10 protein-coding genes and 3 tRNA genes are annotated in these 19429 nt (G+C 66.7%); 6 read left to right on the plus strand and 7 right to left on the minus strand.

What is annotated here, in order from left to right; translation table 11 throughout:
• From ABIA73_RS16120 to ABIA73_RS16145, 6 genes are all read right to left on the minus strand, one after another.
• Window positions 1-623, minus strand: a 623-nt coding sequence (locus ABIA73_RS16120; RefSeq protein WP_354276018.1) for a GTP-binding protein, incomplete at its 3' end; no start/stop codon positions are given.
• 39 nt (window positions 624-662) lie between these two features.
• A tRNA-Thr gene (locus tag ABIA73_RS16125) sits at window positions 663-738 on the minus strand.
• A gap of 48 nt (window positions 739-786) precedes the next feature.
• Window positions 787-860 (minus strand) — tRNA-Gly (locus ABIA73_RS16130).
• Window positions 861-886: 26 nt separating this feature from the next.
• Window positions 887-972: transfer RNA gene (locus tag ABIA73_RS16135), tRNA-Tyr, on the minus strand.
• A gap of 142 nt (window positions 973-1114) precedes the next feature.
• Complete coding sequence (locus ABIA73_RS16140) at window positions 1115-2125, minus strand: isoaspartyl peptidase/L-asparaginase family protein (RefSeq protein WP_309910613.1); 1011 nt, start codon at window positions 2123-2125, stop codon at window positions 1115-1117.
• 111 nt (window positions 2126-2236) lie between these two features.
• On the minus strand, window positions 2237-3256 hold the full coding sequence (locus ABIA73_RS16145; protein ID WP_059066093.1) for a cyanophycinase: 1020 nt from the start codon (window positions 3254-3256) through the stop codon (window positions 2237-2239).
• Window positions 3257-3426: 170 nt separating this feature from the next.
• Here ABIA73_RS16145 and ABIA73_RS16150 point away from each other — a divergent pair, with 170 nt between their 5' ends.
• The 6 genes from ABIA73_RS16150 to ABIA73_RS16175 all read left to right on the plus strand — a co-directional run bounded on the left by ABIA73_RS16150 (window position 3427) and on the right by ABIA73_RS16175 (window position 17795).
• On the plus strand, window positions 3427-6165 hold the full coding sequence (locus ABIA73_RS16150; protein ID WP_309910609.1) for a TonB-dependent receptor plug domain-containing protein: 2739 nt from the start codon (window positions 3427-3429) through the stop codon (window positions 6163-6165).
• A 177-nt stretch (window positions 6166-6342) separates the two neighbouring features.
• Window positions 6343-9108 (plus strand): response regulator, encoded by a 2766-nt coding sequence (locus ABIA73_RS16155; RefSeq protein ID WP_025879155.1) that lies wholly within the window; start codon window positions 6343-6345, stop codon window positions 9106-9108.
• Window positions 9105-10322: an EAL domain-containing response regulator gene (locus ABIA73_RS16160; RefSeq protein WP_025879154.1), complete on the plus strand. Its 1218-nt coding sequence runs from the start codon at window positions 9105-9107 to the stop codon at window positions 10320-10322. The genes ABIA73_RS16155 and ABIA73_RS16160 overlap by 4 nt, the downstream gene beginning before the upstream one ends.
• Window positions 10323-10448: 126 nt before the next feature.
• Entirely contained in the window at window positions 10449-13652 is a 3204-nt protein-coding gene (locus ABIA73_RS16165; RefSeq protein WP_354276019.1) for a hybrid sensor histidine kinase/response regulator, read from the plus strand.
• Window positions 13649-14290 carry a response regulator gene (locus tag ABIA73_RS16170; protein WP_025879152.1) on the plus strand — a complete coding sequence of 214 codons (642 nt, stop codon included), beginning with the start codon at window positions 13649-13651 and terminating at the stop codon, window positions 14288-14290. Before ABIA73_RS16165 ends, ABIA73_RS16170 begins: the two co-directional genes overlap by 4 nt.
• A gap of 262 nt (window positions 14291-14552) precedes the next feature.
• Complete coding sequence (locus ABIA73_RS16175) at window positions 14553-17795, plus strand: autotransporter family protein (protein ID WP_354276020.1); 3243 nt, start codon at window positions 14553-14555, stop codon at window positions 17793-17795.
• 542 nt (window positions 17796-18337) lie between these two features.
• On the opposite strand, the gene ychF is transcribed toward ABIA73_RS16175, so the two are convergent.
• A complete protein-coding gene (gene ychF, locus ABIA73_RS16180; RefSeq protein WP_025879150.1) occupies window positions 18338-19429 on the minus strand; it encodes a redox-regulated ATPase YchF in 1092 nt (363 codons plus the stop codon).

A 19429-nucleotide genomic window follows, 5' to 3' on the forward strand; every position in this document is an offset into this window, starting at 1 on the left:
TCACGCTCCGGGGTCGGGATCCAGGTGTCCAGCGCCTCGACCAGCTTGATGACGGCCGGCACGCCGATGTCGCTCTGGTCGCCTTCCAGCGCCAGGCGGGCCGAACCCGAGATGATCGGGGTGTCGTCGCCCGGGAAGTCGTACTTGCTCAGCAGCTCGCGGACTTCCATTTCGACCAGTTCCAGCAGCTCGGCATCGTCAACCATGTCGGCCTTGTTCAGGAACACGACGATGTACGGCACGCCGACCTGACGCGACAGCAGGATGTGCTCGCGGGTCTGCGGCATCGGGCCGTCAGCGGCCGAGCACACCAGGATCGCGCCGTCCATCTGGGCAGCACCGGTGATCATGTTCTTGACGTAGTCAGCATGGCCCGGGCAATCGACGTGGGCGTAGTGACGAACGGTGGATTCGTATTCGACGTGCGCGGTCGAGATCGTGATGCCACGTGCCTTTTCTTCCGGCGCAGCGTCGATCGCGGAGTAATCCTTGAACTCGCCACCAAAGCGCTCGGCACCGATCTTGGTCAGTGCGGCGGTCAGCGTGGTCTTGCCGTGGTCGACGTGACCGATGGTGCCGACATTGACGTGCGGCTTGGTGCGCTCGAACTTACCCTTGGCCATGGCTGCTTATCTCGAATTCGTCTGGTGTGGTGCTGAAGATGGTGCTCACAAAAGGAATCGAACCTTCGACCTCTTCCTTACCAAGGAAGTGCTCTACCGACTGAGCTATGTGAGCGAGTTTTGCATTATGGCATGAACTCGATAATATTCAAAGTTCATTCAATGGAGCGGGAGACGGGAATCGAACCCGCACCATCAGCTTGGAAGGCTGAGGTTCTACCATTGAACTACTCCCGCACCGGGAATGTGCCACAACGTGAAGCTGGTGGAGGGAGGTGGATTCGAACCACCGAAGGCGTAAGCCAGCAGATTTACAGTCTGCCCCCGTTGGCCGCTTGGGTATCCCTCCTTACCACCCCATTCCGTGCCGCCGAAGCGTTGCGGTGTGTGGTGGTGAGCCCGCAATTCTGGAGATGAAGCAGGGGTCTGTCAACGCTTTTTTTCACTTTTTTTCACGCGCGTCGCAAACCCCTTGATACGCAAGGGTCTGCTCAAGGCAGCGCGATTGGCTCGTCGGCAAAGATGGCCACATGGGCAACGCCATCGGCCCCGATCCAGCCCCGATACATGCCCTGGGTGTTGAACGGCGCTGCCGCTTTTCCATCTGCAGAGAGCACGATCGCCCCGCCGTCGCCGCCCATCTGCGGAATCGCGTCGTTGATCACGCCCTTGCCCGCCTGTTCCGGCGACTGACCGAGGTAGCGCATGCGCGCGCAGATCTCATGGGCTGCCGCGGTACGGATGTAGTACTCGCCCCAACCGGTACCCGACACCGCACAGCGCGCATCGGCCCAGGTGCCGGCACCGATGATCGGCGAATCGCCGACACGTCCATAGCGCTTGTTGGTCATGCCGCCAGTGGAGGTGCCTGCAGCAAGATGCCCCTGTGCATCCAGGGCGACCGCACCGACCGTGCCGAAGTGCTTTGCGGTTTCCAGGTCGGCATGCGCCTGCCCGCTCGCTTCTTCCTTCAATGCACGCTGCAGCTGCTGCCAGCGCTTGTCGGTGCGGAAGTAGGAGGGGTCGACCAGGGTCACGCCCTGCTCGGTTGCGAAGGCTTCGGCGCCCTGCCCCACCATCATCACGTGCCTGGACTTCTGCATCACCGCCTGCGCGAGGAGGATCGGATTGCGCACGCGCTGCACGCCGGCCACTGCTCCGGCCGCCTGGGTGGCACCGTCCATCACCGCCGCGTCCAGTTCATTGCGGCCTTCGTGGGTGAACACCGCGCCCTTGCCCGCGTTGAAGGTCGGATCATCCTCGAGCACGGTGATGGCCGCGGTCACCGCCGCCAGTGCCGGACGCCCGGCTGCAAGTTCGGCATGGCCCTTCAGCAATGCCGCCTTCAGCGCAGCGCGCGCGGCCTGTTCTTCTGCCGCGGAGAGATCCTTGCGCTCCACCCCGGCACCGCCGTGGATGACCAGCAGCGGTGATGCGGTGGGTGCGGCCTGGGCCAGCAGTGGCAGGGACAACAGCGCGGACAGCGCCAGGCGCAGTTTCATGGAAGCAGATCTCCAGCAGGACAAGGATTGGATTGCACGGTAGCGTCGGGCCATGCCCGGTGGAAGGCACAGCGCGACGGCATCCGCCGGGCATGGCCCGGCGCTACCGGATCATTGGCGGACGACTTCAATCTCGCCATCGCTGATTTCAGCCAAAGCCTGGTAGGCCGCGTCGGCCTGCAGGTCGTCCAGGCGCATGCGACTGCCGCTGGCGACCACGGTGACCGGCACCGCATGGAAGCGCAGGGGCTCGCCTACCACCAGCCGGTCGGCGTCGCGTCCGGGGCTGACCACCCAGACCTTGCCTTCGCCATCGGCACTGTAGACCTGGGCCTGGCCGTCAGGCTCCACGCACAGGGCCGTGTCTTCGTCGACGCCGATGCCGACCATGTCCGGGTCACCGCTGTCATGCGCGGCGCGGGCCACGAACACGATCAGGCGGCCGAGACGGTCGCGCTTGTCGAAGTGGGTGTCGGTGACCACCCGCTGCAGGTAGGGCAACTGCAGGAAGCCGCGGTCCAGGGTCACCGCCTCGCCCATCGGGTCGGCCATGGCGCTGGCCGAATCGATGCTGCCGCCGTCCAGCGCGCCATAGGCGTAGCCGCCGAGGATGGCCAGCCCGGCGCTGGTGCCGGCAATCGGCTTGCCGGCGCGCACGTGGGCATTCAGCGCGCGATTGAGCGCGGTGCCTTTCCAGAAGCGGATGTAGCGGGACTGATCGCCGCCGGCGATGAAGATCGCATCGGCCGCGGCCACGACCCGCAGCACGGCCGGGTCATCGGCGCCGCGGCGGTTGTCGAACACCAGGGTCTGCACGGCGGTGGTGCCGCCAATCTCCCGGTACAGACGGTCCTGCAGCTCATCGGTGCCGGAGGCGCGCAGGATCAGCACACGGCCATTGCCGGCCTGGCGCAGCCACCACTGGAAGGCTTCAGGCACCCATTCGCCACCGCCCATCAGCATCATCGCGGGGGCTCGCGGGCCAGGCCGCGGTGCATCCAGATCGCCCACTTCGTAGTAGGCGAAGCCCGGGTCCATCAGTTCCTGTGCCGCCGCTGGCGATGACCAGAAGAGCGCCGACAGCAGCAAGGCGATGAGCGGGCCACGCAGCCCGTAGCGAAGGCGTCGCATTTTGATCTCCCTGAACAAAAACGACCTGCAACCGTTTTCACTCTTTGCCAGACATATCCCCAGTAGTCAAGGACATGAAAAAGGCGTTAAATGCGCGCGCCCATTCCTGAAATGTGAATGGGGGACAGGGCCCCTCCTCTGTGGGCCGGCATTACTTCCGAGAATTTCTCATGCGTAGACAGGCGATGGCGTGGTCGATCCAGCTGGCGTTGATGGGCGTTGCTGCTTCGGCGGCGGCACAGACTCCCGCTTCCTCTTCGGTACAACAGCTGGATGCCGTGCAGGTGACCGGCTCACGCATCCCGCGCGCCCAGGTGGAAGGACCGGCGCCGATCACTGTCATCAACGCAGAGCAGATCCGCTCCAGCGGCTTCACCACCGTGCCGGACGTGCTGCGCGCGATGACCCAGAACGGCGGTGAGACGCAGAGCCAGCAGTCCTCCGGAGGGGCCGATTTCTCGCCGGGCGCGCAGCAGGTCGACCTGCGCGGGTTGGGGCCGAACCACACCCTGGTGCTGGTCAACGGCCGTCGCATCGCCGACTTCCCGATGCCGTTCAAGGGCCGCAGCAACTTCACCGATGTGTCCAACATTCCGCTGGGCATGATCGACCGCATTGAAGTGCTGACCGGCAGCGCGTCGGCGATCTACGGCTCGGATGCAATCGCCGGCGTGGTCAATTTCATCCTGAAGAAGAAGGCCGATGGCACCACCATCGACATGCGCATGGGCACCACCACCGAAGGCGGTGGTGAGTCGTTCGACATGAGCCTGTCCAGCGGCTTCAGCAGCGGCAACTTCAACGCGGTGTACAGCGTCGAACTGCAGTCGCAGACGCCGCTGTGGGCCTACGACCGCGACATCCAGGACTCGACGCAGGACGGCCCGACCGAAGGCGCGCGCATCGCCCGTCGTTCCTACCTGCGCACCGATTACAACGATGACTACCTGGACCCGGGCGCGGCGACCTGCGAGGCGTTGGCCGGGCAGAACCAGGGCAGCACCTACCGCGCGTTCCGTCCGCGCTACGGCTACTACTGCGGCAGCGACAGCGCGATCGGCTACGGCACCATCCTCAGCAAGCGCCGCGGCGCCAACGGCTATGCCTCGCTCAGCTACGACTTCGACAACGGCCAGCAGTGGTTCGCCGACGTGCAGCTGGGCTACCACACGATGTCGCTGATGCGCGATGTCACCAAGTGGGGCCGCATGGCCGCCGACGGCGATGAGTCGGGCTACTTCAACAATGAAGCCACCGGCGAGATCGAGTTCTGGCAGCGCCAGTTCTCGCCCGAGGAAATGGGCGGGCTGGACAATGCGATGGTGCGCAGCACGCAGAAGACCTTCAGCGTGACCACCGGCTTCAAGGGCAACCTGACCGGCAACTGGGACTACGAAGCAGCACTGAGCCATTCGCAGTACCAGTCGCGGATCAGCTGGGCGCAGATCATCGCGTCCAAGGCCAACGACCTGTTCCTGGGCCCGCAGCTGGGCGAGGACGAGGACGGCTTCCCGATCTACAACGCCGATCCGTCGCGCCTGTACCGGCCGCTGACCCGTGCCGAGTACGATTCGATCGCCGCACGCACCACCTATACGCCGAAGTCGCGCACCGAGACGGCTGCGTTGACCCTGACCAATGGGTCGCTGTTCACCCTGCCCGGCGGCGATGCCGGCTTTGCCGCGACGGTGGAAGTGGGCCAGCAGGCCTACGCGCTCAACCCGGACCCGCTGGCGACCGGCTATTACTACTACAGCTGGAAGGATTCGGACGGCAAGGGCTCGCGCAACCGCTGGGCGACTGCCGCCGAGCTGCGCATGCCGCTGCATGAGACGGTCAACCTGAGCGTGGCCGGCCGTTACGACCAGTATCGCTATTCGGGCCACACCATCGGCAAGGCGACCTGGAGCGGCGGCCTGGAATGGCGCCCGATCGACACGCTGCTGGTGCGCGGCTCGTACGGCACCGCGTTCCGTGCGCCGGACCTGCACTATGTGTTCGCCGGCCCGGGCAACGACGAGACCAGCGCGGAAGATCTGTACAACTGCCGCGCCGACGCCGCCGATGATTGCGCCGATTACGAGCGCAACGTGATCCGCAGCCGCAGTGGCAACCGCGAGCTGGAACCGGAAACCAGCACCTCCTGGAGCGCGGGCTTCGTGTGGTCGCCGGCCACCGGCCTGGACCTGTCGGCCGACTGGTTCAACATCGACATGCGCGACCAGGTGCAGGACATGGACGTGCGTACGATCCTGGCCAGCGAAGCGAACTGCCGGCTGGGCAGCGCCGACATCGGCTCGCCGACCTGCGTGGATGCCCTGGCCCGCATCACCCGCACCGCAGACGGCCGTCTGTACGGTGTGCACGTCAATCCGATCAACGTGGCGCGCGAGTCCACCTCCGGCATCGACGTCGGCCTGCGCTACCGCCTGCAGACCGGCATCGGCGACTTCATCTTCAATGGCACCCACACCTGGGTGAAGAAGCATGATTTCCAGCGCTATGCCGGTGATGTGACCGAAGACCAGTTCGCGATCAACAGCGGCTTCGATATTCCCCGCACCAAGACCAGCGTCAGCGTGACCTGGGAAAAGGACGCCTGGTCGGCCACCGTGTACGGCTCGCGCCTGGGCAAGCTGCCGACCTCGGACAGCTACGACCAGGTGTTCGACGAGGAAAGCGGCGACAGCCCGTGGATCAAGGCGACCTACCGCTACAACGCTTCGCTGCAGTACCGCTTCGACGATCACTCGCGGTTGTCGCTGTCGGTGGTCAATGTGTTCAACAAGATGCCGCCGAAGGACAAGACCTATACGGCGTACCCGTACTACGACGTGTCCTGGTTCGACAGCGTCGGCCGAACCATCAACCTGCAGTACACCCACAAGTTCGGCGGCAGCGCGCTGTAAGGACGCCCTGCTGGTGGCTCGCCACAGACCCCCGCTTCGGCGGGGGTCTTTTTTTGACCGCCTGCCGCTGCCCCAGCCTGAACGGTTCCCCGCCGGCGGCGGCCCCCACGGCGTGCGCGCCGCTTTTTAGGACATGGCTGATTCCGGGCGGGTGACCGTCCTCCCTAGGATCGGTGCATGTTCCGATTCCCTCGCCCTTCCCTGCCCCTGGTCGCACCGCCGACCACCGCTTCGGTGCTGCTGCGCTGGCTGACGGTGTGCGTGTTCCTGTGCCTGGCTGCCGCCACCGGCTTCTACCTGCTGACCGCGTTGACCGAAGATATCTCCAGCCACCGCCGCGACATGAATGCCGCCGCGTACAGGGCGCAGATCTACTTCGACCAGCGTGAGGCCCTGCTGCGCTATCTGGGCGATTCGGTGGTGGTGGGTGATCCGTCGGCGCCGTCCAGCGAGGGCGTACGCCAGCTGCCGTTGGACGGGCCGGGTGGAAAGCCGGGCCAGCGCCTGCTGCTGTCGCCGCGCGCAGAACACACGCTGCAGACCCTGCAGACCCATCTGCTGCTGGTCGACGCGCAGGGAACGCATTGGCTGGCCGGCGGCCAGGCCGACGTGGACATCGCCGGCCTGCCCACGCTGCACGTACTGCGGCAGCGCAGCGGCACGCTTGCCGGTACCGACCCGGTGTACTGGCTGCGCGCAGGCGACGCCGGGGTCGCTCTGGCACAACCGGTACAGGCCGGACCGCAACCGGGCCAGTGGTTGATGCTGCTGCTGGACAGTGCGGCCGCCTCGGACATGATCGATGGCCAGGGCATCGGCGGCTACGCCCTGCTGGACCGCGACGGGCAGCCCGCCCTGTCGAGCCTGGCTCCGCGCCTGGACAGCGCAGGCTGGAAAGCACTGCAGCAGCGCCAGGACGACAGTTTCGGCGTGCTCTGGAGCACAGGCCTGCCACGCGGCGTGGCCTTGGTGAAGGGCGTAGGCAATGACGGCTGGCGGCTGGTCTATCACCTGCCTCCACGCCTGCTGCTCGGCGACATGGCGACCTCGCTGCTGATCAGCAGTGCGTTGCTGCTGCTGGCGGGCATCGCGCTGCGCCTGCTGCGGCATCGCGTCGACCGCCAGTTGATCCAGCCGGCCCTGCTGCAGCACCGGCGCCTGCTGGAAAGCCTGGATTTCAGTTCCACGGTGATCGACCTGGCGCCGGTCGGCATCTGTGTCCTGCGCCGCAGCGACCGCCAGCTGCTGCTGTCCAACCAGCTGCTGCGCGACTGGCTGGGCGAGGAAGGCACGGACAGCGATTGGCAGGCACCGTGGCGCGGGCATGCCGGCGAACGCGGTCGCGGGCTGGAGTTCACCGCACGCGACGGTCGCCAGCTGCAGGTGCTGCATGCGGCCTGCCGTTACCAGGATGACGACGTGCTGCTGTGCGTGTTCCATGACATCTCACGCCATCGCCAGGCGCAGGCGGCGCTGTCCTCGGCGCGGCAGGCAGCCGACGCCGCCAACCAGGCCAAGAGCGCGTTCCTGGCGACCATGAGCCATGAGATCCGCACGCCGCTGTACGGGGTGCTTGGCACGCTGGAGCTGCTCGGCCGCACGCCCTTGGATGCGCGCCAGTCGCAGTACCTGCGCACCATCGAGAGTTCCTCGTCGGTGCTGTTGCAACTGATCAGCGACGTGCTGGATGTGTCCAAGATCGAGTCGGGCCAGCTGAGCCTGGAGCCGGCATCGTTCTCGCCGCGCGAGCTGACCGAGAGCGTGCTGCGCAGCTTCGCCGCTGCGGCGACGCGCAAAGGCCTGCAGGTACTGGTCTGCACCGATCCCCGGTTGCCGACACGGGTGCTCGGTGATGCCGACCGGATCCGCCAGGTGCTCGGCAACCTGCTCAGCAATGCCATCAAGTTCACTGAGCATGGCCGGGTGGTGCTGCGCGTACGACTGGTGCAGCGCGAAGGCGAGTCGAGCGTGCTGGCCTGGCAGGTCACCGATACCGGCGTGGGCATCGCCACCGAGGAACAGGCACGCCTGTTCGAGCCCTTCCGTCAGGTCCGTGGCGCTGCCAGTGCGCAGGGCACCGGGCTGGGCCTGTCGATCAGCGACCGCCTGGTGCGCTTGATGAGTGGCGAACTGCGCGTGGTCAGCGAGCCGGGACTGGGCAGCAGTTTCACCGTGCGCCTGCCCTTGCCGGTGCTGGCGGCGACCGAGGATGGCCCCGCGTTGCTGGCCGAACCGCCGGTCTACGTGCGCGGCCGCGATCGCGAGCTGGTCGATAGTGCCTGTGGCTGGCTGCGCCGCTGGGGTGCCAATGCGCAGCCGCTGCAGGGCGATCCTGCCCTGCTCGACCACGCCGGCGCGATCCTGATGGATGGCGAGGCGGAACAGCCGTTGGCCTGGCAGGGACCGCGGGTGCTGGCCTCGATCGATGGTGGCGACCAACCGGCACCTGCCGCCGATGGCGCGCTGCTGGTCACCCTGCATGGCATGTCCTCGATCGCCTTGGCGGTGGCACGCCAGCAGCGCCAATGCGCAACGCTGCCGACCGCAGCGCGCGATGTGCAGCCAGGCCCGCTGGGACTGCGGGTGCTGGCCGTGGAAGACAATCCCATCAACCGGGTGATCCTGGCCGAACAGCTGCAGGCCCTGGGCTGCGAGGTGGAGCTTGCGCAGGATGGTGTCGAGGCGTTGCAGCTGTGCCAGGCCCATGACTTCGACCTTGTGGTCACCGACATCAACATGCCGCGCATGGACGGCCACACCCTGGCGCGCCGGCTGCGGGCGGAGGGCGTTCTGCTGCCGGTGATCGGCGCCACCGCCAACGCTACCGCCGAGGAGCGCGAGCGCTGCCTGGCCAGTGGCATGCAGGGCTATCTGAGCAAACCCATCGACATCGCACGCCTGCGTCAGGCGCTTTCCGCCGTTCGCCAAGGAGATCCTGCATGACCCGCCGTGTCCTGATCCTGGAAGACCAGCCGTTCCAACGCGGCTATCTCGTCAATCTGTTCAGCGCGCGTGCCGGCGTGCAGGTCGACGCCTGCGAAGACGTCGATGCGGCTATCGCCCTGTGTGCCTGCCAGGCCTATGACCTGGTGGTGAGCGATCTGTTGATGCCCGGCCAGGATGGCATCCAGTTCATCCAGGCACTGGCCGCGCAGCCGCGTCCGCCGCGGCTTGCCGTGGTCAGCGCAGCCTCGCGGCGGATGATGAGTTCGGCACGGTTGATGGCTGAATCACTGGGCCTGGACGTGGTCGGCCTGTTGGCCAAGCCGGTCGCCGCCAGCGATGTCGATGCGCTGCTCGATGCACTGGCGCAGACCCGGCCAGCCGTGCGCACCAGCCCGGCCGCGCTGACACCCGAGCCGGACGCGGTGCAGCTGCGGCAGGCGCTGGCCGACGGCAGCCTGACCGCCTGGTTCCAGCCGAAGAAGTCGTTGCAGTCCGGGCGCGTGGTTGCCGCCGAAGCACTGGTGCGCTGGCGCCATCCGCAGCTCGGAACACTGGCGCCTGGAAGCTTCCTGCCGGCACTGTGCCGCCATGGCCTGGAGGGCGAACTGCTGCGCGCGATGCTCACCGCCAGCATCCAGGCGCAGGCGCGCTGGCGCTCCCAGGGATTCCGCGTGCCGGTATCGATCAACCTGCCGCCGCATCTGCTGGAGCAGTCCGATCTTCCCGATGAGCTGCTGGCATTGACCCTGGCCGCCGGCGGCAACCCGGCTGACCTGTGCTTCGAACTGATGGAGAACAGCACCACCCGCCACGTCAGCGACTTCTATGCAGGCGCGTGCCGGTTGCGGATGAAGGGGTTCGGCCTGGCCCAGGACGACTTCGGCCAAGGCCTGAGCTCGGTGCACAACCTGGTCAACACCCCCTTCACCGAGGTCAAGATTGATCGGGCGCTGGTCAGCGGCTGCGCGCGCGATCCCGCCCTGCACCTGACCTTGACCACCGTGATCGCGCTGGCCAACCAGCTCGGCCTGACCATCGTTGCCGAGGGCGTGGAGAGCGATGCCGATCTGGCCGCGCTGCGCCAGCTCGGCTGCAACCAGGTGCAGGGCTTCCTGATTTCGCAGGCGCTGCCCTCGGACGACTTCACCCGACTGCTGGACGAAGATGCTCCGGATGAGGGCGCGCGCGGCAGCCGTGCAGCATCGCGCTGACAGTCGAGGCTGAAAGGCTTCACAATCCCATCAAGAGTCATTGACGATCCTCTCTGCGCGGCGGTACCAGCCGTGCCCCGGGCCCTTCGGGCCGCCATCGACCGCCTACTGCTCCGAGACCTGCCCATGCCGGCCGAGGCCGCTCCCGTACGCCGACTCGCCCGCCGCTCCCTGCGCGTACATGCCCTGCTGATTGGCGTGGTGGTGCTGGCAACCCTGCAGGCCGGCCTGCTGCTGTCCACCGGCAGCCAGCTGTTCAACGAAGAACAGAGCAAGATCCGCTATCACTTCCGTCGCCTGGACGGCACGCTGCAGGAACAGGACCGCTTCCTGCGGCAATGGCGCCTGCATGACGTAGGCAGTCGCGGGCAGCCAGTGGACGAATCTGCCTCGCGTGCGCCGCCCAGCCCCTTGTTCGCCAGTTTCGCCCGGATCGGTGCCGACAGTGGCGCTTCGGCACAGGCAGCGGACGAACTGGGCGACCGCTTCCTGCGCTTCTACGGCGCTTTCTGGGCGGCCTCCCGGTTTCCGCCTCCGCAATGCCTGCTGGTCGATGGCCAGGGCCGCCGTGGCCTGCTTGCGCCGATCCAGACAACGCGTGGTGATCCGGGCCAGAGCAGCCCGCATCACCTGCATCCGGCACTGGCCGCCATCCACCAGGTCCTGCGCGAACGTCCAGCGCTGCGCCGCGGCAGCGTGGTCTGGACACCGGTGGCCTGGCGCGAAGGCCAGACCCGGCTGCTTGCCATCGCGCACGCGCCGCAGGATGCCCGCCTGTGGGGCGAGAACGAGGACGAGTCACTGGCCGCCGTGGCCTGCCTGCTGGATCCCGGCCGCGTCGATGACTACCGCCAGGTGATGGGTACGCCGGTGTTCGAACGGATGTCACTGTTCGATGGCAACGGCCGCCTGCTGCTCGGTGATGCCAGCGATGCCAGCCTCGCCGCTACGTCCTGGCGCGCGGGATTGGACGGCCTGCTGTTCCGCATGCGCAGCGAACACGGCTGGCTGGCGGTGTATCACGTGGGATGGCAACAGGTATTCCAGCACCCGCGCGGGCCCCTGCTGGGCAGCATGGTGGTGGCACTGCTGCTGGCCACCGGTGGCGTGCTGATCCTGCGTGCCTACCGGCGTTCGGTGATCGAACCACTGCGCCGCAACCATGCGCGGTTGCTGGAAAGCGAAGCCTTCAGCCGCACCATCCTCGACAACGCACCGATCGGATTGTGCCTGCTGCGTCGCACCGATGGCCGCGTGCTGCTGGACAACGCGCTGGCGCGTCAGTGGTTGGGGGAAGACCACGACGAGGGTGGCTGGCACGGGCCCTGGCGACGCAGTGTGCTCGCCGCCGGCGGCACTGCCACGGGCGACGGCCTGGCCTACACCACGCCGGACAACCGCCACCTGCTGATCACCGCCACGCCCGCGCGCTATCGCGGCGAACCGGCTGTGCTGTGCCTGTTCATCGATCTCAGCAGCCAGCACGAGGCCGAGCAGGTGCTGCAGCAGGCACGGCGCGCGGCCGACCAAGCCAACCGCGCCAAGAGCCAGTTCCTGGCCACCATGAGCCATGAAATACGCACCCCGCTGTACGGCGTGCTCGGCACGCTGGAACTGCTTGGCCTGACCCCGCTGGATGCGCGCCAGCAGGACTACCTGGACACGATCCAGCGCTCGTCATCGACATTGATGCAGCTGATCAGCGACATCCTGGATGTCAGCAAGGCCGAGGCCGACCAGCTGAGCCTGGAACCCGGCGCGTTCGATCCGGTGCGGTTGACCGAGGACGCACTGGACTCCTACGCCGCTGCCGCCGCACACAAGGGCCTGCAGTTCTACGCCTGCATCGACCCGGACGTACCGGCTGCGGTCAATGGTGATGCCGCGCGCATCCGCCAGATCCTCAACAACCTGATCAGCAATGCGCTGAAGTTCACCGACAGCGGTCGGGTCGTGGTGCGCCTGGGTGCACAGCACATCGATGATCGCTGCTGGCTGCGCTGGCAGGTGGCCGATACCGGCATCGGCATCGCCAGCGAGCACCAGGCACATCTGTTCGAACCCTTCTTCCAGGCCAACCCGGGCACCGATGCCATGCGTGGCACCGGACTGGGCCTGGCGATCTGTGCACACCTGACCGCGATGATGGACGGCCACCTGCGGGTGGTCAGCGAAAGCGGCCTGGGCAGCAGTTTCTCGGTCGAACTGCCGCTGCCTGAGGCAATACCCGATCCGCTGCAGGCGGCTTCACCGCAGTTGCCGGCAGGGCTGCCGGTGCAGGTTCGCGGCAGCGTTCGCGAGTTTGCACAATCGATATGCGATCGGCTGCAGCAGCGTGGCGCACAGGCCAGCGTGCACCGCGACGATGCGCCGGCGCTTGTCGACCCTGGCACGGTGATGCTCGACCTTGTGCTGGACGAGGGTGCGCCTGCGTGGAGTGGACCGCAGGTGGTGGCCTGCCGCGAAGGCGGAATGCAGCCGCAACAGGTGCAGGGACATTGGCAGGTCGGCGTGCATCGCCTGGATGCGATCGTGATGGCGCTGGCGGCTGCAGCCGGGCGAGCACTGCCCGCCGAGGTCAACGGGCGTCTGCCCGCGACACGCAGGTTCGGCGGGCTGCAGGTGCTGGTCGCCGAAGACAACCCGATCAACCAGGCGATCCTGCGTGACCAGCTGGAGCAGCTCGGCTGCCACGCCGTGGTCGCCAGCGACGGCAATGAGGCCCTGCGCTATTGGCCGCAGCGTCCTTTTGCCCTGGTGTTGACCGACCTCAACATGCCGGGACTGGACGGTTACGGTCTGGCCCGTGCATTGCGCGCGCGTGGGGTTGGCGTACCGATCCATGGCGCAACCGCCAACGCCGACCCGGCCGAACGGCAACGCTGCCACGAGGCAGGGATGCAGGGGGTGCTGGTCAAGCCGATCACCCTGGCAGCACTGCAGCGCCTGCTGACCCAGGTCACGGCCGGGCCGCACAGCGAACCCAGCGACGACGATGCCGATGCTCCGCTGCAGGTTCCGGAAAAGATGCAGGCGTTGTTCGTGCAGACCATGCAGGCCGACCTGGACAGCCTGCAGCGGGCGATCGGCGATGCCTCGCCCGAACGCGTGGCACAGGTGCTGCACCGCATCCGCGGCGCACTGGTGATCGTCGGCGCACCGGCACTGGTGGCGCACGGCCAGCAGATCGAACAACAGATCGGCGACGGCGACACCCTGCCTGCGCTGACCGGGGCGCTCGACCATTTCCAACGGCGCCTGCAGCGGCTGCTGGAACCATTGACGCACGTCGCCGCCCCCTCACCTTCCCGCAACCCGACACTGCCATGACCACCCGCATCCTCATCGCTGACGACCACCCGATCGTGCTTGCCGGCATCCGCGATGTCCTGGCCGGCGAACTGGACCTGGACGTGGTCGGCGAGGCCGCCGATCCGGCGACCCTGATCGAGTTGATGACGAGCACCCAGCCCCATGCGGTGATCACCGATTACAGCATGCCCGGTGGTGACAGCTTCGGCGATGGCATCAAGCTGATCTCGTTCCTGCGCCGCAGCTTCCCGGACACGCATGTACTGGTATTGACGATGGTCTCCAATCCTTCGCTGGTGGCAGCCATGTATGCCGCTGGCGCGGGCGGCGTGGTGCTCAAGAGCCACGGCCTGGGCAGCCTGGTGCAGGCGCTGCGCACGGTGCTGGCCGACCGCATCTATCGCCCGCCCGGACTGATGCCGGTTGCCGCGGCGGAACCGGCCGATGCCGCGGTGGTGCTGGCACGCCTTTCCCCACGGGAACTGGAAGTGATCCGCCTGTTCACCGGCGGCATGAGCGTGGGCGACATCGCCCGCCAACTGCAGCGCAGCGCGAAGACGGTCAGCACCCAGAAGATCAGCGCGATGCGCAAACTGGGCGTGGACAGCGACCAGGCGCTGATCGAGTACTGCCTGCAGGCCTCGTTGTTCGCCTGAGGCGTCCACAACGCTGAACCGTGCCCGGCCCATGCGCCGGGCACGAAGTGCTTTAGGAAACGCCTGATTCCATAGGACAGGGCTGATTTCTAGTCTGGATGCATCCCGCCACGGTGACGACGTCCCATCGTCATCGCGTTACCGGCGGGAGGGAAACCGGATGGCGCCTGCAGCGGCCATCGCACGCGGTTTCCACAGCGACGCGGCCCTGCCGCGCCAGATCGCGCAGCCGCGCTGCGCCCTGCCACAGGAATCCAACAGCATGAACGCCTCTCCCCCACGGCGCCGCCGTGCGCCCGCCTGCGCGCGCGTAGCGCGCCTTCCCCTGATTCCCAGCCTGCTGGCCAGCGCCTTGTGGGCCGCCCTGCCCGTGCATGCGGCCGAACTGCAGGGGCCGTTGAAGGTTACCGATGGTGGCAGCCTGCAGCTGGGCGCCGACGACACCCTGCAGCACAGTGCAGGCGGCTACGCGCTGGAGGCCAATGGTGTCGGCAGCAGCGCTACGATCGATGGCAGCCGCATCTCGATCACCGGCGGAGGCAGTGGCATCCTTGCCAGCTCCGGGGGCAGCGTCCTGCTTGAAGGCGGCCTGCTGCAGCTCGGCAACGGCAGCGCCAGCGTCGGCTATGCGCTGAACGCCAGCGGTGCGGGCAGCGTGATCCGCGCCAACAATCTCATCATCGATGCCTTCCGCAACGGCTCCGGCTACGGCACGGTCAACGCCACCGGCGGCGGCAAGGTGTGGTTGAACGGTGGCCGTGTCAGCAGCGGTGGGCACGCGCTGTACTCCACTGGGCGTGGCAGCGAACTGCACGTGACCGGTACGGAGATCAACAACGGTGCCAACAGCGCGGTGTACGCCGAGGGTGGCGCGCTGCTGTCGCTGGATTCGCTGAAGATGACCTTCGCCGAAGCCAGCAGCGGCTACAGCGGCCGTCTGTCCTCCGGCGGCAGCGGCAGCGTGCTGTCGCTGCGCGACGTGGACGTGGTCAACGGCTACTTCGACATCGACAACGGTGGCACGCTGCAGATCGTGGGCGGCAGTGCCAGCAGCAGCGGCAGCAGCATCCGCCTGCTCGGCAACAGTGGCAACCGCGTGTACTCCACCGCCGATATCACCGGCGGCCGTTTCGAAACCGTCGGCGGCTACGGCGTCAACGTCAACAGCTGGGCCAAGCTGACCACCAACGGTGCCCACTTCACCGTGCGCGACGGCTATTCCGGCATCTGGCTGTCCGGCGCGGACTCGCTGGCCGACCTCACCGATACCAGGCTCAGCACCTATGGCGACAACGGCTACGGCCATGGCCTGGACGTCTGGGGTGGTACCGCCACGATCACCGGCGGCAGCATCGATACCCACGGCGATGGGGTCTACGGCCTGCGTGCCTCGGGCAGCAATCCGCCGACGCCCTACTCGCGCATCCGCGCCAAGAACCTGGACATCACCACCTACGGCACCGGCGGTGGCGGCGTCTTCCTTGGCGGCAGCACGGCCGATGCGCAGCTGGACGGAGGCTCGATCACCACACTGGGTGCATCCTCGTTCGGCATCGTGCAGATGAACACGGCCAAGCTCACCGCCGACAACCTGAGCATCCATGCGCAGGGCACGAATTCGGGTGTCTATCGCTCCTACATCACCGTGTTCGGGCCGTATTGGGACCGCTTGGTGTTCAACAACAGCACCCTGCAGACCCAGGACGGCCCCGCGTTGTGGCTGCAGGGCAGCAACCACGAGCTCACGCTCAACAACACCGATGTCGTCGCGCGCCAGCAAGACAACCTCGACGGTGGCCGCCTGCTGCGGGTGAGCGATACGGTGTTCACCGATGGAAGTTCAGTCGCCACCTCAGATATTCTGTTCACTGCCGACAACAGCCGCCTGACCGGCGATGTGGCGGTCGACAGTGCCACCGCCAACGTGCAGATGACGCTGCGCAACGGCACCGTGTTCAACGGCGCGCTGCGCAACGATTCGGGCTACCAGGTCGCGCAGCTGGCGATGGATGGCAGCAGCCAATGGAACGTGCGTTCCAGTTCCAGCGTCGGTTCGCTGGACCATGCCGGCACCATCGCCTTCGTCGCCCCCACCACCGGCGACTTCAAGACCCTGACCGTCACCGGCGACTATGTCGGCAACGATGGCCACTGGCTGTTCAATCGCGCGCTGGGCGACGATGCCTCGCTGGGTGACCAGCTGGTGATCCAGGGCAACAGCAGTGGCACCGCCTCCGTCAGCGTGCGCAACGCAGGGGGCGCCGGTGCCCTGACCAGCGAAGGCATCCGCCTGATCAGCGTGGGCGGCCAGTCCGATGCGCAGTTCTCGCTGCAGGGACGCGCGGTGGCCGGCGCTTACGACTACTTCCTGTACAAGGGCGGCGTCTCCACCCCGGATGACGGCAACTGGTACCTGCGCTCGCAATACGTCCCGCCGGTCGACCCGCCGGAACCGCCCGATCCGCCGATTGATCCGCCGACTCCGCCGATCGATCCGCCTGCTCCGCCGATCGATCCGCCGGTAGTTCCGCCGGTCGATCCGCCACTGCCGCCGGCACCGCCGCGCGTGGAGCGTCCGGAGCCTGCGGTATACATGGCCAACCAGAGCAGTGCGCTGGGCATGTTCCGGCACAGCCTGTACGACCGCAGCGGTGATCCTGCCGAGGCGACCGGTGGTGGCAGCGACGCCATTGCTTGGGCACAGGTGCGCAGCAGCGCGCCCGGCAGCCGCGGCCACCAGGTGAATGTGGACAGCGAGCTCAACAGCATGCTGCTGGGCATCGGTCGTCGCTTCGAAGCCAATGCCGGCGGCCAGCTGCAGGCAGGTGTGATGGCCGGCCATGGCCGGGCACGCAATGACAGTCGCTCGCAGGTGACCGGTTACACCGCGCACGGTGTGGTCAACGGCACCAGCCTGGGCCTGTATGCGACCTGGTTGCAGGACGCGCGGATGGAGCACGGTGCGTATGTGGACGGCTGGCTGCAGTACGGGCGTTTCCGAAACAGCGTGCAGGGCGAAGGGCTGCAGAAGGAGCACTATCGTTCGCACAGCTGGACTGGTTCGGCCGAGGCAGGCTACGTGCTGCCCGTGCAGCGCACGGCCCAGCGCGGTGTCTACCTGGAGCCACAGCTGCAGGTGATCCACAGCCGCTACGACGCCGACCGCGTGGTCGAGGCCAACGGCACGGTGGTTGAAGGACGCGACAAGGACAGCACCACCACGCGTGTGGGACTGCGCCTGTACACGCGTTCGCTGACGCAGCGCCAGGGGCAGGTACAGCCGTTCGTCGCGGTGAACTGGTGGTCCGGTGGCAACGACGCGACCATCGCCGTGGACGGAGAACGCCTGCGCCGGCAGTTGCCGCGTGACATCTACGAAGCCAAGGCCGGCGTGCAGGTGAATCTGTCGGGCGGCTGGCGCGGCTGGGGTGAGATCAGCCACCAGACCGGCGGCATGGGCTTCCGCGATACCAGCGGCCAGCTGGGCGTCTCTTACCGCTGGTAAGCGCTGCGACGGGTGATCCCAGCGAGGGGTCCGGCGATGCGTCGTCGGACCCCTTGTTGTTTTCCACACCACGCGTGGAAATCGATGGGGGTTGGATGTGGACAAGTGGCCATGAGCCACGCACGACAAGCGTTTTCAGCTCTGGTCATTTTTTATCCAATCAATCCACCGCGCCCGCAGGTGCATGTTTTCCACACAGCAGGTGGAAAGCGCTGCGGACTTGATGTGGACAACCCGGCTTGAACGTTATGCCGCAAGCGTTTCAGGGTGTGGCTGTTTTTTGTCCAGCAGCCTCAGCGGTTTTCCACACGCCACGTGGAAAGCCGTGGGGGTTTGGTGTGGACAAGTAGCTGCGAGCCCTGCACGGCAAGCGTTTCAAGGCGTGGTGAATTTCTGTCCAAGGCCACCGGCAGCACTGCGCTGGCGCTTCCGCAGCAGAAGCGCGCAGCGGTCCTGCTCGTGCACCCCTTCTGACAGGCGCCCGATACAACAAGACCCCGCATTGCGGGGTCCCGTGGACAATCACTGCGCTGCGTCGTCGATCAGACGTTGAAGCGGAAATGCAGGATGTCACCTTCCTGCACGCGGTATTCCTTGCCTTCCAGGCGCAGGCGACCGGCTTCCTTGGCGCCTGCTTCGCCCTTGTACTTGATGAAGTCGTCATACGCGATGGTTTCGGCGCGGATGAAGCCCTTCTCGAAGTCGGTATGGATGACCGCGGCAGCCTGCGGCGCGGTGGCGCCCTTGCGCACGGTCCACGCGCGGACTTCCTTTACACCGGCAGTGAAGTAGGTCTGCAGGCCGAGCAGGCTGTAGGCCGCGTTGATCACACGGTTCAGGCCAGGCTCGGTCAGGCCAAGGTCGGCCAGGAAGGTATCGCGGTCTTCGTCATCCAGCTGCGACAGCTCTTCTTCGATCGCCGCCGACACCGGCACCACCTGCGCGCCTTCTTCGGCGGCACGGGCGCGCACGGCGTCCAGGTGCGGGTTGTTCTCGAAACCGTCTTCCAGCACGTTGGCGATGTACATCACCGGCTTCAGGGTCAGCAGGAACAGATCGCGCACCAGCGCCTTCTCTTCCTCGTCCAGGCCCGCCGAACGGCCGGCCTTGCCATCGGCCAGCGCGGCCTGCAGCTTGGCCAGCACCGGCTTGCGTGCCGCTGCGTCCTTGTCGCCGCCCTTGGCCGCACGCTCGGCGCGGTTCAGTGCCTTCTCGACGCTGTCCAGGTCTGCCAGGGCCAGTTCGGTATCGATGGTGTCGATGTCCGAGATCGGGTCGACCTTGTTGTTGACGTGGATGACGTCAGCGTTCTCGAAGCAGCGCACCACATGGGTGATCGCATCCACTTCGCGGATGTGGGCCAGGAACTTGTTGCCCAGGCCTTCGCCGCTGGCCGCACCGGCCACCAGGCCGGCGATGTCGACGAACTCCACCGCGGTCGGGATGACCTTCTGCGGGTTGATGATCGCCGCCAGCTCGTTCAGGCGCGGATCCGGCACCGGCACGATGCCGACGTTGGGCTCGATGGTACAGAACGGGAAGTTCGCCGCGGCGATGCCCGCCTTGGTCAGCGCGTTGAACAGGGTCGACTTGCCGACGTTGGGCAGGCCGACGATGCCGCATTTGATACCCAT

The sequence above is a fragment of the Stenotrophomonas sp. 2694 genome, assembly GCF_040548715.1.
In the GTDB taxonomy this organism is placed as follows: Bacteria; Pseudomonadota; Gammaproteobacteria; order Xanthomonadales; family Xanthomonadaceae; genus Stenotrophomonas; species Stenotrophomonas indicatrix.

Excerpts from the sequence above, each read along its gene's own strand:
- ABIA73_RS16165 (WP_354276019.1), top strand. The coding sequence starts at position 10,449 with ATGCCGGCCGAGGCCGCTCCCGTACGCCGACTCGCCCGCCGCTCCCTG.
- ABIA73_RS16160 (WP_025879154.1), top strand. The coding sequence starts at position 9,105 with ATGACCCGCCGTGTCCTGATCCTGGAAGACCAGCCGTTCCAACGCGGC.
- ychF (WP_025879150.1), bottom strand. The coding sequence starts at position 19,429 with ATGGGTATCAAATGCGGCATCGTCGGCCTGCCCAACGTCGGCAAGTCG.
- ABIA73_RS16140 (WP_309910613.1), bottom strand. The coding sequence starts at position 2,125 with ATGAAACTGCGCCTGGCGCTGTCCGCGCTGTTGTCCCTGCCACTGCTG.
- ABIA73_RS16170 (WP_025879152.1), top strand. The coding sequence starts at position 13,649 with ATGACCACCCGCATCCTCATCGCTGACGACCACCCGATCGTGCTTGCC.
- ABIA73_RS16155 (WP_025879155.1), top strand. The coding sequence starts at position 6,343 with ATGTTCCGATTCCCTCGCCCTTCCCTGCCCCTGGTCGCACCGCCGACC.
- ABIA73_RS16145 (WP_059066093.1), bottom strand. The coding sequence starts at position 3,256 with ATGCGACGCCTTCGCTACGGGCTGCGTGGCCCGCTCATCGCCTTGCTG.
- ABIA73_RS16150 (WP_309910609.1), top strand. The coding sequence starts at position 3,427 with ATGCGTAGACAGGCGATGGCGTGGTCGATCCAGCTGGCGTTGATGGGC.
- ABIA73_RS16175 (WP_354276020.1), top strand. The coding sequence starts at position 14,553 with ATGAACGCCTCTCCCCCACGGCGCCGCCGTGCGCCCGCCTGCGCGCGC.